The sequence below is a fragment of the Bacteroides sp. RTP31139st1_H2_RTP31139_211217 genome (assembly GCF_040227615.1).
Lineage (GTDB): Bacteria > Bacteroidota > Bacteroidia > Bacteroidales > Bacteroidaceae > Bacteroides > Bacteroides uniformis.
Genome location: NZ_JBCNZM010000050.1, coordinates 12,994 through 27,948, shown reverse-complemented (window position 1 = coordinate 27,948; position 14,955 = coordinate 12,994). Strand labels below are relative to the sequence as shown.

Annotated in this window: 10 protein-coding genes; all 10 read right to left on the bottom strand. The window is 49.3% G+C overall.

All coding sequences use genetic code 11. From position 1 onward, the window contains the following. Positions 1 to 3: 3 nt before the first annotated feature. Positions 4 to 1,779 (bottom strand): hypothetical protein, encoded by a 1,776-nt coding sequence (locus ABUA47_RS10565; RefSeq protein WP_005829033.1) that lies wholly within the window; start codon positions 1,777 to 1,779, stop codon positions 4 to 6. Next, positions 1,776 to 5,276, bottom strand: coding sequence for a phage tail tape measure protein (locus tag ABUA47_RS10560; protein ID WP_005829031.1), 3,501 nt, complete (start codon positions 5,274 to 5,276; stop codon positions 1,776 to 1,778). The genes ABUA47_RS10565 and ABUA47_RS10560 overlap by 4 nt, the downstream gene beginning before the upstream one ends. Further along, positions 5,263 to 5,805, bottom strand: coding sequence for a hypothetical protein (locus tag ABUA47_RS10555; protein WP_005829029.1), 543 nt, complete (start codon positions 5,803 to 5,805; stop codon positions 5,263 to 5,265). Before ABUA47_RS10555 ends, ABUA47_RS10560 begins: the two co-directional genes overlap by 14 nt. A 64-nt stretch (positions 5,806 to 5,869) precedes the next feature. After that, positions 5,870 to 6,394, bottom strand: coding sequence for a glycoside hydrolase family 108 protein (locus ABUA47_RS10550; protein ID WP_005829027.1), 525 nt, complete (start codon positions 6,392 to 6,394; stop codon positions 5,870 to 5,872). A 24-nt stretch (positions 6,395 to 6,418) separates the two neighbouring features. Then, on the bottom strand, positions 6,419 to 9,559 hold the full coding sequence (locus ABUA47_RS10545) for a hypothetical protein (protein WP_005829026.1): 3,141 nt from the start codon (positions 9,557 to 9,559) through the stop codon (positions 6,419 to 6,421). 10 nt (positions 9,560 to 9,569) lie between these two features. Next, complete coding sequence (locus tag ABUA47_RS10540) at positions 9,570 to 11,711, bottom strand: hypothetical protein (protein WP_008664696.1); 2,142 nt, start codon at positions 11,709 to 11,711, stop codon at positions 9,570 to 9,572. 6 nt (positions 11,712 to 11,717) lie between these two features. Further along, on the bottom strand, positions 11,718 to 12,194 hold the full coding sequence (locus tag ABUA47_RS10535; RefSeq protein WP_005829022.1) for a hypothetical protein: 477 nt from the start codon (positions 12,192 to 12,194) through the stop codon (positions 11,718 to 11,720). Next, the gene (locus tag ABUA47_RS10530; protein ID WP_005829021.1) at positions 12,191 to 12,979 is read right to left on the bottom strand and encodes a hypothetical protein; all 789 of its coding nucleotides are present in this window, start codon (positions 12,977 to 12,979) and stop codon (positions 12,191 to 12,193) included. The genes ABUA47_RS10535 and ABUA47_RS10530 overlap by 4 nt, the downstream gene beginning before the upstream one ends. Further along, complete coding sequence (locus tag ABUA47_RS10525) at positions 12,976 to 14,010, bottom strand: DUF6712 family protein (protein WP_005829020.1); 1,035 nt, start codon at positions 14,008 to 14,010, stop codon at positions 12,976 to 12,978. The genes ABUA47_RS10530 and ABUA47_RS10525 overlap by 4 nt, the downstream gene beginning before the upstream one ends. Next, positions 14,010 to 14,955: hypothetical protein (locus ABUA47_RS10520; protein WP_349831594.1), on the bottom strand; the 946-nt coding region annotated here is incomplete at its 5' end. The genes ABUA47_RS10520 and ABUA47_RS10525, both read right to left, overlap by 1 nt.

Genomic DNA, 14,955 nt, shown 5'->3' with positions numbered 1-14,955 from the left:
TTATTATTCTATCCGGTAAAAAGTCCCCTTCAGTACCTTGCTTAATCCATCAACATCTATTTCCGTCTCAATCTTCTCGCACAAATACTGCTTGTTGCCTATAAGAAACACCTTATTCACATCTGGCAGCTTATTGGCTTGGAACTGGATTGTGTAAGGGATATTGGAGTGAAACAGACTGAGTGTCGACAACCGATGTCCGACACTGTCCGGACAAACATCGTTCAAGCTTAGGGAATACGGAAGGAAGTCCGTGAGCTGTGCTTCGGTCTTCTGCTGGTAGTCCGTAAAAGGATAGGCATAATCATAGGCATGTGTCTGACCGCTGTAAGTTACGTTCTGCCGGTTGAACTTGCCGGTATTGACAGCCACTTCCATGTGCCCGTTTTTTTCCTGCTTCTCCTTCAGCTCCACGTCACCGTTTATGGCTTCCTGGACATTGAAGCGCTCCTGCTTGGCAACAGTAGCCTGGTAGCCCACCGCGGGTATGTTCAATACCATGGAGGTGTACGGACGGGACAAATCGTAATCAGCTACAGAGCCATACACGCCGACATTGAACTGAATAATTTTAGCCGGGACGATTCCGAGTGAGGTCTCTACATCGGACGATTCCGGGTCACGGATTAAATCCGCATACAAATTGACTTCACGCAGCGTATTCTTATCATTTTCATTGTAGTTGATATAATACCGTTTGCCAACAATAAAGATTGTACTTTTCTTGTCACTGTCACCCATTCCATTGTATGCGGCCAGCATTGCATCGTAAGAATCATATTCTTGTTTGTATGCAGCCTCTATGATGTCCCTTTCAATTCGCAGATAGCCGTCATCCGTATGGGAAGGCAGATTGTAGCCCACATTGCCAGTGCTCAAGTCTTTCTCATTCTTTTCATCTTCAATATCCACAGTGAACTCCCGTAGCAGGGAAGATGCAGGAATTATCTCCTTTCCGGATTCTGTAAAATAATCGTTAAGCCCTACGAGACTCACCACTTTGGTGCGTTCGTTGACCACCGTAACCGCACAAAGGAATTTCTCCAGTTCATCAAAGAATTCGGAAACAGTCCAGTGCGGCAATGCGGCGGCCACCCGGTTGCTGCTTACCGCGCTGCATACATAAACGTTCCGCAAGAAATTGTTATCAAAGAAGGAGGTATCGAATGTATAGCCAAAATACTCCACTATTCTCTTGATGACTGTCAAAAGGTATGGTTGTACACATCGACGGCCATAATAGGGGCAAAGGGTAAAATTGTTCGTGCCGAACTCATAGATTGCATCGTTCTGAAGATTCTCCCATTTGGCTTCCTGATAGAACACCGGCAACCATACAGCTTCAATGTCGTCCACCGAACCGTAGTAGTTCACCATATTGGCAGGTGGCTGGAAACGGTTCTGATTGTTGTTCGGCCAACTGATTGTACCTAAATCAAGTTCGTCAATATACAGATCATCATTCGTCAGCAGATTAAATTCCGCATTACCCGATACGAGCTGTACCTTAACCAGTGCATCTTCTACTGAGAGTAAAACCGCACTGCCGTAAAGCAGGCATCTGGCGTCAACGATGAGTGTGGCCGGAAGGATAGTCTTTTTTTTCGTCACATCCAGTCTGTTCACGTGCTTGAATATGGCATGATTGGCAGGCATGGGGAGTTCTATGTCCAAGGAGTAATTGGAACTGCGGGTGAAATACGGATTCTCGGAGGTGAACGTAATGTTGAACCCTTCAGGAAGGGCGGCCAATTGCCCGTCAATGTATAATTCTGTCATTGCTTGTTGCGTGATTTATTGTTGTTCAACTTCTGATATTCTTTTTGTGCCTGGTTGATACCCCGTTTGCCGGTAACATAAGTTTCCGCTACCAAAGGGGCATCCAGCCTGTTTTTAAGCTTCCGCAATACGCGGGTACATTCTATCAGCATCGCCACCATAGCCGGGTCATTGGTCGTCGTTGTGGCGCTGGCAGCAGGTGCCTTGGCTGGTACGGTACGTGTACTCTTTCCGGAACCTGCTACAGCCGCTATGTCTTCAGCTGTCAGATTACCAACATTACCGCTACGCTGTGCCACGTCAATGGCGTCGAATATCGGTCGCAGATTCGGGTTGGCCACAGCAAAACGGTTGGCGACAAATTCATTGGAATGTACAATACCTTGCGGCTGATTCCAGTCACCGGACGGAGTAAAGCCGCCGGTGTAGAAATTGGAGATAAGCCCTTTGGCTGTCTCAAATGCGGCAGTTATCAGAGCAATCTCTCCGGCAGCTTTAGCTACACCTACGAAGCCGAGTGAACCTATATTCTTGATGGTGCGTTCGGTAACGGCCATAATCATCATACGTTCCAACGCATCAAGCGACATAGTAAGAATATTCTTCAGGAAGTCCTTGAGAGACACCTCGGAGTCCGTGAAGAATTGCGCCATGGTCTCTCCGAAGCCTTTCGCCAGGTCAGACAGTATGTCAAACTTCTCACGTTCAATCCGTTTTTCTTCTTCAGCATCTTTTTGGGCATCCTTCAGATTACGTTTACGCATCTGTTCACGTACCTGGTTTTTCTTCTCCTCACTGATTGCCGCGTCATTGAGAACCTTATGGTAATATACATCTTGCAGTCTGCGCAGCTCATTGAAATACTCCTCCTCGGAAGTCCTGTTTTCATAATGATACATGGCGGCAGCTTCCACCTGCATTTGGTACTCTTTGTCCAAACGGGAAAACGTCTCTTCTGCCTGCTCCTTACGGCGTTTCTCTTCATCCTTGGCAGACTGTTCATCAAGCCTGCGCAATTCATCACGCGCCTTTATTTCCGCATCAAGTATTTGGTCATTGATACGTTGAATCTCTGAAGGCTCAAGCCCCTTGACCTTCAGCTTATCGTTGAGCAGTTGTATTTCTGCATCCCGCATCTGCTTGTTGTATTCTTCCTGGGTCATCTTATCGTCAGCGAGGTACTTCCGTTTGATGTCAGCGATACGTCGGTAGTAGTCGGCTTCAGCTTGGGCGAACTTGTCTTTGGAAGTGTTGTTTTTATCGCAGGTACAAGGTTTGTTTCCACATATCGGACATTTTCCACCGTCATTGCCTCCGGTGGGATTGTTTTTAGGAGTGTTCGGATTCAATGCTTTCCATTTTTCTTGTACCAGTTTCTTATAACGTGCAGTTAAAGATTCAACAATCTCTTCTTCTTGGGAAATCTTGTTGCGAACATCCTCGCGAGCCATCGACCCCATCGGTGAATTGTCACTCAATGCCGGGGATTTTTGAAGGCGCATCAGGTTGATCCGGTGCTTATCCAGTTCGTCGGCAGCCTCTTTTAATTCGATATTGGTTGCTAATACGGCATTATATCGGTCAAGTGCCTCTGTGTTTTCATTGATGATTTTGCCCTCTTTATCAATCTCTGCATTATAATCCGGAATAATAGCCTGCAATTGTACAATTGCCTTTTTACGTTCAAAATTGGAAAGATTATTATTGTGTATTTTGGTGGTCAACTGTTCAATCAGTGATGATTGACGCGCATATTCATCATTTGATTTTTCTGTAATTTTCTCATTGACTTTATTTAGGTCGTAATAAGCTTTGGTGCGTTGTGTCAGTTTGTAGGATGCGGTAGCTGCTGCAAGAACTAATGTAACCAGTAAGCCAATCGGATTGCTGGACATAATAGTCCAAGCTGCTTTCAGCGATTTGGCAGCCAAATCAACGCGCCCGTGTAAAACCTGCACGGCAGCGGCATATAAATAAGTGGCGGTACGTAGTGATTTAAGTAAAACAGAATGTCCTTGCATGAGCATTGATAATTTACGCAAGTTTCCAAATGATGTCACTGTATAACCAGACAATGTATTCATTGATGCGGCATAAGCCAAATTGAGAACTGTCGCAATTTTGGTAAGTGAATTCCAAATAGAATACCATGCTGTAATTATCTTCAGCCGGGTAGCATATACAAGCAATATCGTACTAAGCCACAATACAGTACCACCCCATTTTTTGCACCAGTCAATCAATCCCGGCAAATACTTGAGCACATTGGTCAGCATATTCGTACTCACCGTCAGAGCCGGATTCAGTTTCTCTCCCAAATCAATGGCTGCCAGCTTCATCTTATTGCGTGCCTGCTCCAGTTTGGCCTGTGCAGTATCACTGTTTATGGCCGCCTGCTCATACGCCACATTGGTACCGGTGACGGCAGCGGTGAAGTCTTTCACCATCTCCGTGTTCTGAAGGATTACGGATGCGGTATTGTAGCCTTCCTCCCCGAACATCTTCTTGATGGCGCCTGCATCCATATTCTTGTTCTTCAGATTCTCCAGTGCCTTATCCAACCCGACGATTTTAGGGTTGGTCTCGTCCGCTCCGGTCTGAAGAACCAGAAAGAATTTCTTCAATCCCGTTCCGGCCACTTCATCCTTTATACCCCGATAGGCAAGCGTTTCAATCAATGCGACCGTCTGTTCAATGGGAACATTGGCCGAAGCCGCTGCGGTACCTGCATTCCGGATAGCCTTTGCCTGGCTTGCGATATTGGCGGAACCTGCCTGGGAGCCGGCAGCCAATACGTTGGTAAACCGTCCTGCCTGGTCTGCTGCCGCCCCATATTGGTTGAGTGATAAGGTAAGTGAATCAACCGCTTCGTTCAGGGTAATGTCCTTGGCTGCCGCCTGCAACCGCATGGCTTCCTCCGTAACAGCCTTGAGCGCTTCCTTGTCACCAAGCAGTTCCGGCTTGGCCGAACCGACCAGCATGAACGCATCCAGGATTTCGGCTGCCGACTGGCGGACACGCAAGCCCTCTTTTGTCATGGTGGTGGAAAGCGTCTTGGCCTGCCCGGTCAACCAGGCAATGCTGTCATCATCAAGTCCGGTCAAGGCTTTCAGCCCGGCCTGGGACTCCTCCAACTTGTTGCGTTCGTCTCTGATGGCGCGCAAGGCAAGGGTAAAACCGGTAAGGAAACCTATTACGGACAAGATAACTCCACCGAAACGGTTGAACCAGTCTACCATACTGCCAATACTGACAGTCGCTTTCTTGGTTTCGGTGGTGATGCCTTTTATCTCCTGGCGATGCTGTTTTAAAATCCCCTGAAGATGCTGTATCTTCGCCATGGTGCGGTTGTATTCCTCAGAGCCGCGTGTCATTTCCTTAATGTCACGCTGTAGGCGTTTCATCTCCAAATCAATGGAATTGATGTCATTCTTAATTTCCTTGCCATCGATGTACAAGTAGACACCTCTTTTGACAGTCTTGTCACTTTTTGCCATAACGTTTTTCAATTGTTATTTTATCAAACTTCTGAAGCACATTCTTGAGTGCCTGGTCACCGTAATACTCTCCGGATAAATCTGCCAGTGATTCGATGTTATCCACAATGGGAGGGTCTAACCAGGGTAGGGGACTTCGCCGGATAACGGCATAGTGTTCATCAACGGTACGCATGCGCCGGATACGATATTCAGAAACACGTAAAGAACGCAGTTCCTGACGTTTCTTCTTATCGCTCCATGCCGAATGTCCCTTCATTATAATTCCGTTCTTGACGATATATCCACGCCCGGCGCCATACTCCCGGTACGCACCATACCGGGCAAAGCGGAAACCCAGACCGACATAAGCCGGTCCACCTTCACGGTCTTTCAGCCAACGGGATTGCAGTTCCCTACGCAATCTGCCGGTTGCGTGTGTCCGTTGTAGAATATTTACGGAGGTATTCCTGACTTTCCACGTCCAGTTCTCAACTCCTCGATTGAATTTCTCGGAGGTCATTAAACTCTTTTCTTCAGTTATTGCCATAAAAAAGCCTTTAGTTCCGGACACAAAACTAAAGGCTGAAAAGAGTGGAAAAAAGGACAAGAATTCAGCGGACAGAGAACTTGAAATCATTGACCCGGTTCAGCCATCCTTTCCGGAATACAAGCTGCGACGGGTCCCTTTTACAGATTTCTTCAATAAACCGGATTCTGTCTGTCTTGATAGCTTCGAACAGCTGCCGTTGGTTGGCCAGATTGATACTTGCAACCGTCTGAGGACCTACGATGCCGTCTACATTGATTTGCAGTAGTTGTTGTACCCTTGTGATACCGGGACGTCCGGAGGCCCACACCCAATCCACACAGATGTTCGCAATGGACTGGTTGTGTATGAAGTCCGCTTGGTAACGGTCCCAATAATACTTCTTGAAAACATGAAAAACGTCATCCGGAGTAATCATGCGTAAATCATCCGCATCAATATCTCCGTCACCATCCTTGTCATAACCACATGATTTCCACGTAGACAAGGTTATCCCCATATTGGTTTTGCCACCTTTGTCATTTTTGTGGTCACTCCATCCGCCTTCCCATTTGCGGATGACCTTGAATAAGATTTCTGCTTTAGCCATACTACTTTTATATATTTCATTATCTTACGTTTCTTCTATTTCTATAATATTCAGCGGAACCTCCATCCATCCTTTTGTCGCATTCTCCATCCCCCATTGCAATTCGAACATTCCCGATTCCGGTACGGTGATTTCCTGTTCAAGCCATCGGGTGAGATTGCCTATGACATCATAACCGTCCGGCAGTTCAAACACATTGGCAACACCGTCCACGACGGTCTGTACCTTCATGAATTCCGTGGAGTTCTTATAAGTGGAGTTCAGGGAACAGAACAGCCGCAGACGGTATGTCCCTGGAGAGAGATGTATCGAGGCTGTCCTGTGTCCGTATGTATTCTGCGGGAAACCGTTATACCTGACATATTTCTCCAACACACTGTCCGGATACATGCCACTATCGTCACCTGTAGTTGCACCACCGACCCTGATATCCTCATTGAAATTGACGGAGTCCCCTTTGACGACAGTTCCGGCATCTTCCCCGGAATCCCATACAAAGGTCCGGGCTGTCGCCGAGTAATTCATCCTATTGATGCCAAGCCCACTGTCAAACACACATCCGGGGGCAACATCATCATAGGCCCATCCTATACTGACCACTGCCTTACGCGGCGGATTGATGGTGATGCTTGCGGACCGGGTTTCAGTCATCTGCCCGAATCCGTCCATCAGTTGTACATACAAGGTCTTCGCGCCCGTTGTATCAAACGTATAGGAGAAACGTTCCGTAAACGCAGTCCAACCGGCAGAGGTCAAATCCTCCGTTTCACCTGCACGGTAGTATCGGGGCATGACAGAACCGCTGTATGATATTTCAACACTCACAGTCTTTCCGTTCTTTTCAGGAACACCGTCCTCTATCACGACAGAGGACAGTACCAACGGGCTTTCCTGATAGATGATGGATGCGGATTTAACAGCGCTCTCTTCCGTAGACGACTTTATCTGGCAGTACAATGTCTTCGGTCCTGTGGAAAGGAATGTGAATTCTACGGTATCACCGCTCCACTCCGACCACACCGTGTCGGAAAAGTCCCTTTTCTCACTTATACGGTAATGTGTCACCTCACCCTTGCAATTCATCCGCACGCTGACCTTATTGCTCAAGGTACTGGCGGCACCTCCGTCTATCACAATGGATGACAGTCCGAAAAGGGCATCCACGATGTCCGGACTCCTATATTTCCCAAGGAAAGGGCCTATAGGGAACACCTTGTCGTACCAATTTTTATAGCCGTTGAAATCAAAACGGAAACTGTCGCCGCATCCTCCTTCAACCAGAGGCGAGGAGGCGGCAATGCGATAGTCCAGATTGATGGAATCGGCAATCTTGTACCGCTCGTCAATAGCCTGGAAATCGAAAGGGTAACGCGGGTATTCCAGTTCCATGTTCCCCTCTACTTTCCAACCGGACATTATATCCGCCGCCTGACCTCCCCAGGCTCCCTTATGTACACAGAAGTTGTCCAGAATACGGACATTCTTGCATTTGTTCGCCTGACTGAACAGATATGGCACGCCATACGAGAAGAGGATGTTGTTATGTATATTAATCAGATGCCCTATTGTCAACCCGGTATCATAATCGGACTGCGGGGGTTCCTGGAAGCCCCCCAGATAGAAAGCGCTTGAGACTTCCGTGCCGGGAGCGATGATATTGTTGAAAATCTCCACATCACCCATGCACAGGCACTGGATGGCAGGGCCGAAATGCCCGCGTATGACATTGTTGTATATTTTGCCACTGAGACCGAGGGCAAGAGCCGATGTCTGGTCCTTCTCCATACGGTTACCGCCATTGATGAATTCATTATAGCATATCTCGGCATCTTCGGCATTATTGAGCTGGAAGTTGTCATAACCCTGATTCTCATAGATATTACGGTATATGCGGGTGTTGTACAAGTGGTGCGCACGGTATCTGACCTCCTCCCCGTTGCTGTTGGTACCGGTATAATAATTAGGACTGTAGTGTCCCAGATAGCTCCCTTCTCCGACCGTGTCATGAATATGGTTATGATGGAGCCTGAGATTTTCCAGCCTATAGGCAGGCCACCACCCCTGGGGGTTATCGGCCGTGGGGTCTGTCTTGATCATGAATCCGGCAAAATCCGCCTTGTCGATCTCGATACCAAAGAATTCAAGCTCGTTCGAATAGTTGGTGACTTGTATGGCGATATTCGCAAATTCCGGCATGGCAATCATTCTGAACCCCTTATCTAGATTATGATAGCCCCTACCGTCAAAGACGATATGGGCGCAGTCATTGAAGAGTATGCCGAACCAATAGAACCAGTTGAATTCAAACGGCTCCTCAGTATCTATCGTGAAAATGATCGGATTCTCCCGCGTGCCCTTGAAATTGTCAAGACGCAGACGCATGGGGTATCTCTCACCGAACTGCGGGTCATATTTTAGGATAACCGTACAGCCTGCCGGATAATCCTTACCGTCTATAATCCAGCTCTCGGCTCCACCCACAATCTTGGCGTCGGGGACGAGATACTCAACCGCTTCATCACGGGGGGCAAGCGCGGGGGTAACGGTTATGAGCTTGTTGATACGTTTGGTAAAAGTCACACCGGTCAGGACATCTGTCACGTCCACCTCCACATCGTATATTCCACGGTCGGACACAGCATCGAAGGTATAGGGGGATGCCGCCCAGACAGTCGGTCCTGGACGGCTCGTGTCAAAGCCGACGGTTTTCACTGGTTCCGGTTCATTCTCCTTGTATATACGCGCAACGATGGTATTGTTGCGGGAAGTGGCATAACCGTTTTCGGCATATATCGAAAGATAGCCCCTTTCCCCGACACGCACTATCTCAGTGGCGGTAACCATAAAATAGGGCTCGGTGGCGGGAAGCATCGGATATGCGATTTTCCTGACAGAAGCGTTGCCGCTATCGTTGGATACACTGACGCTCTGTATGAACTCACCTGCGGCAGACATATCTACAGTCTCTGAGGATTTTCCCAGTACACAATCCAGGACAGACCGTTCAGGCCCGGCTCCACCATCAAGCAGATACTCGTGTTGCCTCACCCATTCGCTTGTACTTGATATGGTAACTTTGTCCCCGACCAGAGGGAAAGGGTTGTCAAGTCTTGCGGACAAGGAGGGAATGCCGATCAGGGCTTTCAGAATCTCGTGGTATTTCATATATTCATCATTATTCAATGGTTACATCATATAACTGGTCTGCTGTATATTCTCCGTTCCCGTCAAGCTTCGGACGGATGGAGAACGATGCCAGGCGGCCGACAGATACAATCCGGTTACCGACATCGTCCGATTTGGTTATGTTGAACACAACCATCCTGTCCCGGTTCTTGGACCGTGCAAGCAACACCAGGGTCTGGTCTGACGGCATACTGTATTGGGCAGCGCTGCTGAAGACTTCATTGCTGTAACGGTTTATACCGTCGTAGCCATCGGTGGTGTCGGCTGTCTCGTCAAACTCGACGCTGTAGTAGTTGTCACAGCCGATGCTGGTATTGTCCCGGTCATTCGTCTGGTACTTGTAATCGAATTCACGTACATATTCCGCGACGCTCTTGTGAATGGCTGCCAGTTCCGCTGTCAGACACGGGCGGTCATCCATCAGGATGGCGCTCCCGTCGGTAATCTGTGCCGTGCCAGCCTCATATCCCTGTGCTTGTATGTACGCAAGGTTTCCCTGGTTGTTTCCGGCAAAATACACCGGTGAAGTATTGTCGGCCATGGAGTACAATACGGTCTCCTTATTATAAATATTACTGCCACTTATGAGGCTATGGACGCTCGAAAGGATGAAGATGCCATGATTCTGCTCATTGTGCCGGACAAATATATTGTTCACATTGACCAGCCTTTCGATAGCGGAAGTGCTCGAACGCGCGAAAAACTCCTGGAAATAGCCGCTGCTGAACACGAAGGTATTGTTCGCGATTATTATTTCCTTGGACATGCCGGGGAACGTGAACCACGTGCAGTCCCATTGGTATTTCGGAAGCTCCATGTTATCATGCATGTAATTGCCGGATATGAATATCTTGTCCGCGCCGAGTTCATTGCTTATTCCGATGACCGGTCCGCAGGTCTTGTAGATATGGTTACGCTCTAAGAACAGTTGTTTGACCTTGCCTACGGAAATGGCTACCTCATTGTAATGGCTGCCGTCTATGTCACAATCCATGATATAGACATCCGTTGCCGAAAGGCTCATGATTGACGGGTGCCCGACCACTTCGGCCTGCATCACTGATTCGGAGAATCTTATCTTTGATATATAGACGGTATTCGCGTCTGTAATGGAAATCGGCTGGACAACGACCTGCGACATACGGATATTATGGAGACACACATTCTCGTATCCTTTGACCGTAATGCCGTAGCGGGTGCGGTAATTGGAGTTCGGACTCTTGGTGCTCTGCCCTTTGACGGTCAGGTTCTCAAAGTACAGGTTGCGGCAAGGCTTGCGTTTGGAGATGTTTGTGGCATAGATGCAGGCGGGCTCCTCCGGTGCATAAACACCCTCGTAGGTATTGAAGTTCAGGAAGGTGATGTCCCGGATGATGATGTTACTGCAATCCTCGATATGTATGCCACCGAAACCGCGGCCGTCGAGTGTGCATTTGCCGGCCCCGTCAATGGTAAGTATATGTGCGGTATCCTGGTTCCAGCCTTTCATCTCCACGCTCCACATGCTGTCCTCATCCTGGTATCTGTTGCCCTTGTAGTCTATGTTGGTCTGGGTGCATGTTATCGTCACATCCTGCGTCAGACCGTCGGGATAGTCCTCCATGACCGATTTGGTCGCGTTGTAGATGCCGAGATATTGCCGTCCGTTGTCGCTGCGGACATAGACGGGCGGTATGACCTTGTTCCAGTCCTCCGCTCTCATTGCCCAAAGATTCAAGATACCCGCAAAGAGACGCCCCACACGTTCGGACGTATTCTCACCTTTTCGGGTGGCACCACGTACCTGGTCGGAAAGGGACTGCAGAATCTCTATGGAATCATCTCCTTCGGCAGTATCGAACTCGATACCGGACTGCTCCAGCAGATCCAGGATGCCGGCAAAAACACGTCCGACACGTTCGGCGGTATTCTCACTGTCCTCGGTAGCACTGCGTACCTGTGCCGCCAGTTCCTTCAATGTCCCAAGCGTATCGTATCCCTCGGAAGGCTCGAATGAAATTTCGGATTCTTCCATGAGGGCAAGGATGCCCACAAAGAGACGCCCGACACGTTCAGCCGTATTCTCACCTTTTCGGGTGGCACCACGCACTTGTGCCGCCAGCTCCTTCAATGTTGTAAGTGTATCAGACATACTGTATCATAAAAATGCATTGCGGCAATTCAAAACCTTGTAAAGTTCGGACAGATGTATTGCCGCAACCACGCCATAAAGCTGGTTATCATTGTTTACCACATAATCCGCTTCCACATCCTCCAAGGAAAAAGCGAGCCACAGCCTTTTCTTCCTTTTGTCTTCCAAAATTTGGTTGAGCAGCTCATCAAGAATGCGCTCGCACTTGTCAAGGGCAGCCTCTATCTGCTCATAGTCGGAGGTGTCGGACACATGCTCCACAATGAAGAGCAGGTAATCGCGGTCTTTTCGGTATGCACCCGGATTACCGCCGTAACCGAATCCTGAGCCACGGTCCACAATCACTGCCGGATAGTGGAGCACGCTGTCCAGTGCCGTATGCTTCTCTCGTTCTGATGAGAGGAAGTGTACTTCATCATTCTCCTTGTGTCGTATATCGACATGCCTTTCAGCCAGATTCTCTATGTATTCCGAAAAAGTCATTTCTTCTGTTTTTGGGCGTCACGTATCCTTTTGTTGAGCAGGCGGAATGCCGTTGCCACCGGCATCGCCTGGTATTTCTCCATCACCGCCACATCGTCACCGACAAAGGCGTCGAAGATGTCGAGCCAGTTGACTGACGGTGCGGCGGGACTATTCCGCTTTTCCTCCGGTTCATCATCCAACGGAAAGAGGAAAGGAAAAGCCTTTGAAAGCCACCTCTTGACAAAAACGTAGTTCAGGAATATGGCATACTTGACGTGCCTGTCAATCTTTGTCACCTTCATTATCCGTTTTTGCAGTATCAGCGGTTTCTGCCTGCTAAATAAGCCGTTTTTCCCACCTGATGGTAGGACAATATATTCGTTGTCCTTCAAATAGAGCATTGCTACGAAAGTGTCCAGTGAGGCATCCTTGCCGTCACGGACATATCGGTTGAAAGCAGTGTCCACGTGCATGAAGTGTTCGAAACACATCCCCTTCAGGCGGTCACCCGGCGCTTTCAGCCCGGAGACGGCAGGAAGGATAAAGCGGTCCATCCGGACACGGCAGTCGCTGATGAACTCCACCAGTTCGCTCAGCTTATAACTGTAATAGGTGTCGGAACCGACCCCGTACGGCAGGGAATAGAACTCCTTCAGGAAGGATGGTTCGTCTATTTCCTGAAGATAAAGCCGCGACACGAGCAGGAACTGTGCCGGTGTCAGCTCCTCCCATTTCTGAGGTACCCGGCGGATTATCTCATGGCGGATTCCGAATCTACGGTATGCAATGCGAAGCTCCCTCATGTCCAGAATGTGCGTTTATGGTCATTGTCCCGGTCGTATATCTGCCTGGGATCACCCTCATAGAAATTCTCAAAACAGCTCCGTACCGTACGCAGCAGCACGGTCATGTACATGTCCGCATCCGTTTTCAGATTCTGGATCTGTACGGCTATGCGCTCCGTATCGACGGGTCTCTTCTCCTCATTGCCCTTCTCACCCGGCTGTACAGCGGTGAAGTACAGCCCCCGGTCCGTGACGCTACCCGTCTCCATCAGCAGCCGTCTGACCGCCATTGCCACAATGTAGCGGGAGCAGGCAAGGCGCAACCGCTCCATGCTCTTCCGGGCTTCTTCGTCTTCTGGGGGATTTACCAGTCCGTCAATCAGATGCTCATACAGCTTGTCACCGATGGCCGGCTGAAGGAGCATCTCCTCGGCAAACTTCAGGTGCGGCTGCAGACGGAGGAAAACAATCCGGCTGCCATTGATAAAACAGACGTCATTGACATCCGCGGTACTGCGGACAATGGCTGATTTACGGTCCTGATAGGCCTGGGAGGACGCGAACTCCGGATATTCGGCTATATGGGCATACAGAAACTCAAGCAGCTCGTCGAGCGCATTGAACCCCTTGTTGCGTAACGATGCCCGCAGGTTATCTTCCTGGTACTTGTACACCTGCTGGAATGATTCGCCGTTGTCGGATTTCTGACGTTGGAAGCCCGCATCGGTGATACGCATGCTGATTTCATCGAAATCGTTCCAGAACGCCAGGTTCGCGTTCGCGCGTTTGCAGATCTCCAGCAGGCGGCTGTCCAGTTTCTCCCGTTCGGTTGCCCCTTCGGTATTCTGTTCCAATACATCCGGATTTGGACCGAATTCATATATCTCGACCACTTCTCCCACCATCGCATCGCCCAATAACGGTACGAGGTATTGCCGGAAAGCATTCCGGAGCGGTGCCTCCATCATGTCAAAGGAGATGGCGGTGTTCACCTTCATCACCGCTTTCAGCTCCTTGCCGTTGTTCCATTTTTTTGCACTGAATATCATTAGCTCAATGTTTTTTTGGTACCGCTGCCGGTATCGAGGGTTACTAATACGGTATTGCGGAAACGCAGCTCGCATTCCGGCATGCCGTTCATTTTGATATAGAGTTCTATAGGGTCCAGGATATTCTGCCGGTCAATCCACGCGTTGGCAATGTTCACAAGGAAAGCCTCACGGATATTGGAACCGCCCTGGTTGCCGGCATAGGTGCCACCGGGCATACCTGCACCGAGCACATTCGGATTCACCATCAATGCAAACAGAATTTCCGAGTTGGCGGCTGCCGACACCGGAAGATTGTCACTACCCTGGTATTTGTTCTCCAGCGGCTTGATTTTCCACTCCTCCTCAATCCTGCCGTTCATCTCGTTCACGGCATAATGAGAGAAGATGGGCTTCTCCGCATTGTCCGGTCCGCAAAGGTTCTGCTCCACAGAATCCATATACTTCTGTATGGCCGCCTCACGCTCCTTGGCAGAATAGTCCTTGGACGGGTATTTCTTCTCCCAGTAGGAATACGGTATCTGTACATGCCACTTCCAGGTTATCTGGTTCTTGTAGGCTTTCTTGAGGAAATGGGGGATAAGATGGGCTATCTCCACCCATCCACAAACGTAGGCGGGCCACCAGATGGGCATGCCGTAAAGGTCGTCGTTGCTCCAGCTGTCGCGTACCGGCATGATGAAACCGTCCCTCACCTTTCCGGCAAACTTCAACACCTCGGCGTGCATCTGCGGGTCGTATTCGGAGAGCACATCCAGCCTGGTGTATTGTCCCTTGTCCGGACGTTGCGGCCAATATCCGGAAATGATGCACTTGCAGGCGCCGTATTCGTCCACTTCGGAATAACGGCGGTAAAGCGCATTGACCGGATTGACCCCTGCAAAAGAATTGCCGGCAGCCGACGGCACAAACTGGACGGCACCGTTGCCGAATTTCAAGTAATCC

What these genes read in the sequence shown, in the direction of transcription:
- ABUA47_RS10545 (WP_005829026.1), bottom strand. Translation starts at nt 9,559, where the DNA reads ATGAAATACCACGAGATTCTGAAAGCCCTGATCGGCATTCCCTCCTTG.
- ABUA47_RS10560 (WP_005829031.1), bottom strand. Translation starts at nt 5,276, where the DNA reads ATGGCAAAAAGTGACAAGACTGTCAAAAGAGGTGTCTACTTGTACATC.
- ABUA47_RS10530 (WP_005829021.1), bottom strand. Translation starts at nt 12,979, where the DNA reads ATGAGGGAGCTTCGCATTGCATACCGTAGATTCGGAATCCGCCATGAG.
- ABUA47_RS10525 (WP_005829020.1), bottom strand. Translation starts at nt 14,010, where the DNA reads ATGATATTCAGTGCAAAAAAATGGAACAACGGCAAGGAGCTGAAAGCG.
- ABUA47_RS10540 (WP_008664696.1), bottom strand. Translation starts at nt 11,711, where the DNA reads ATGTCTGATACACTTACAACATTGAAGGAGCTGGCGGCACAAGTGCGT.
- ABUA47_RS10535 (WP_005829022.1), bottom strand. Translation starts at nt 12,194, where the DNA reads ATGACTTTTTCGGAATACATAGAGAATCTGGCTGAAAGGCATGTCGAT.
- ABUA47_RS10565 (WP_005829033.1), bottom strand. Translation starts at nt 1,779, where the DNA reads ATGACAGAATTATACATTGACGGGCAATTGGCCGCCCTTCCTGAAGGG.
- ABUA47_RS10550 (WP_005829027.1), bottom strand. Translation starts at nt 6,394, where the DNA reads ATGGCTAAAGCAGAAATCTTATTCAAGGTCATCCGCAAATGGGAAGGC.
- ABUA47_RS10555 (WP_005829029.1), bottom strand. Translation starts at nt 5,805, where the DNA reads ATGGCAATAACTGAAGAAAAGAGTTTAATGACCTCCGAGAAATTCAAT.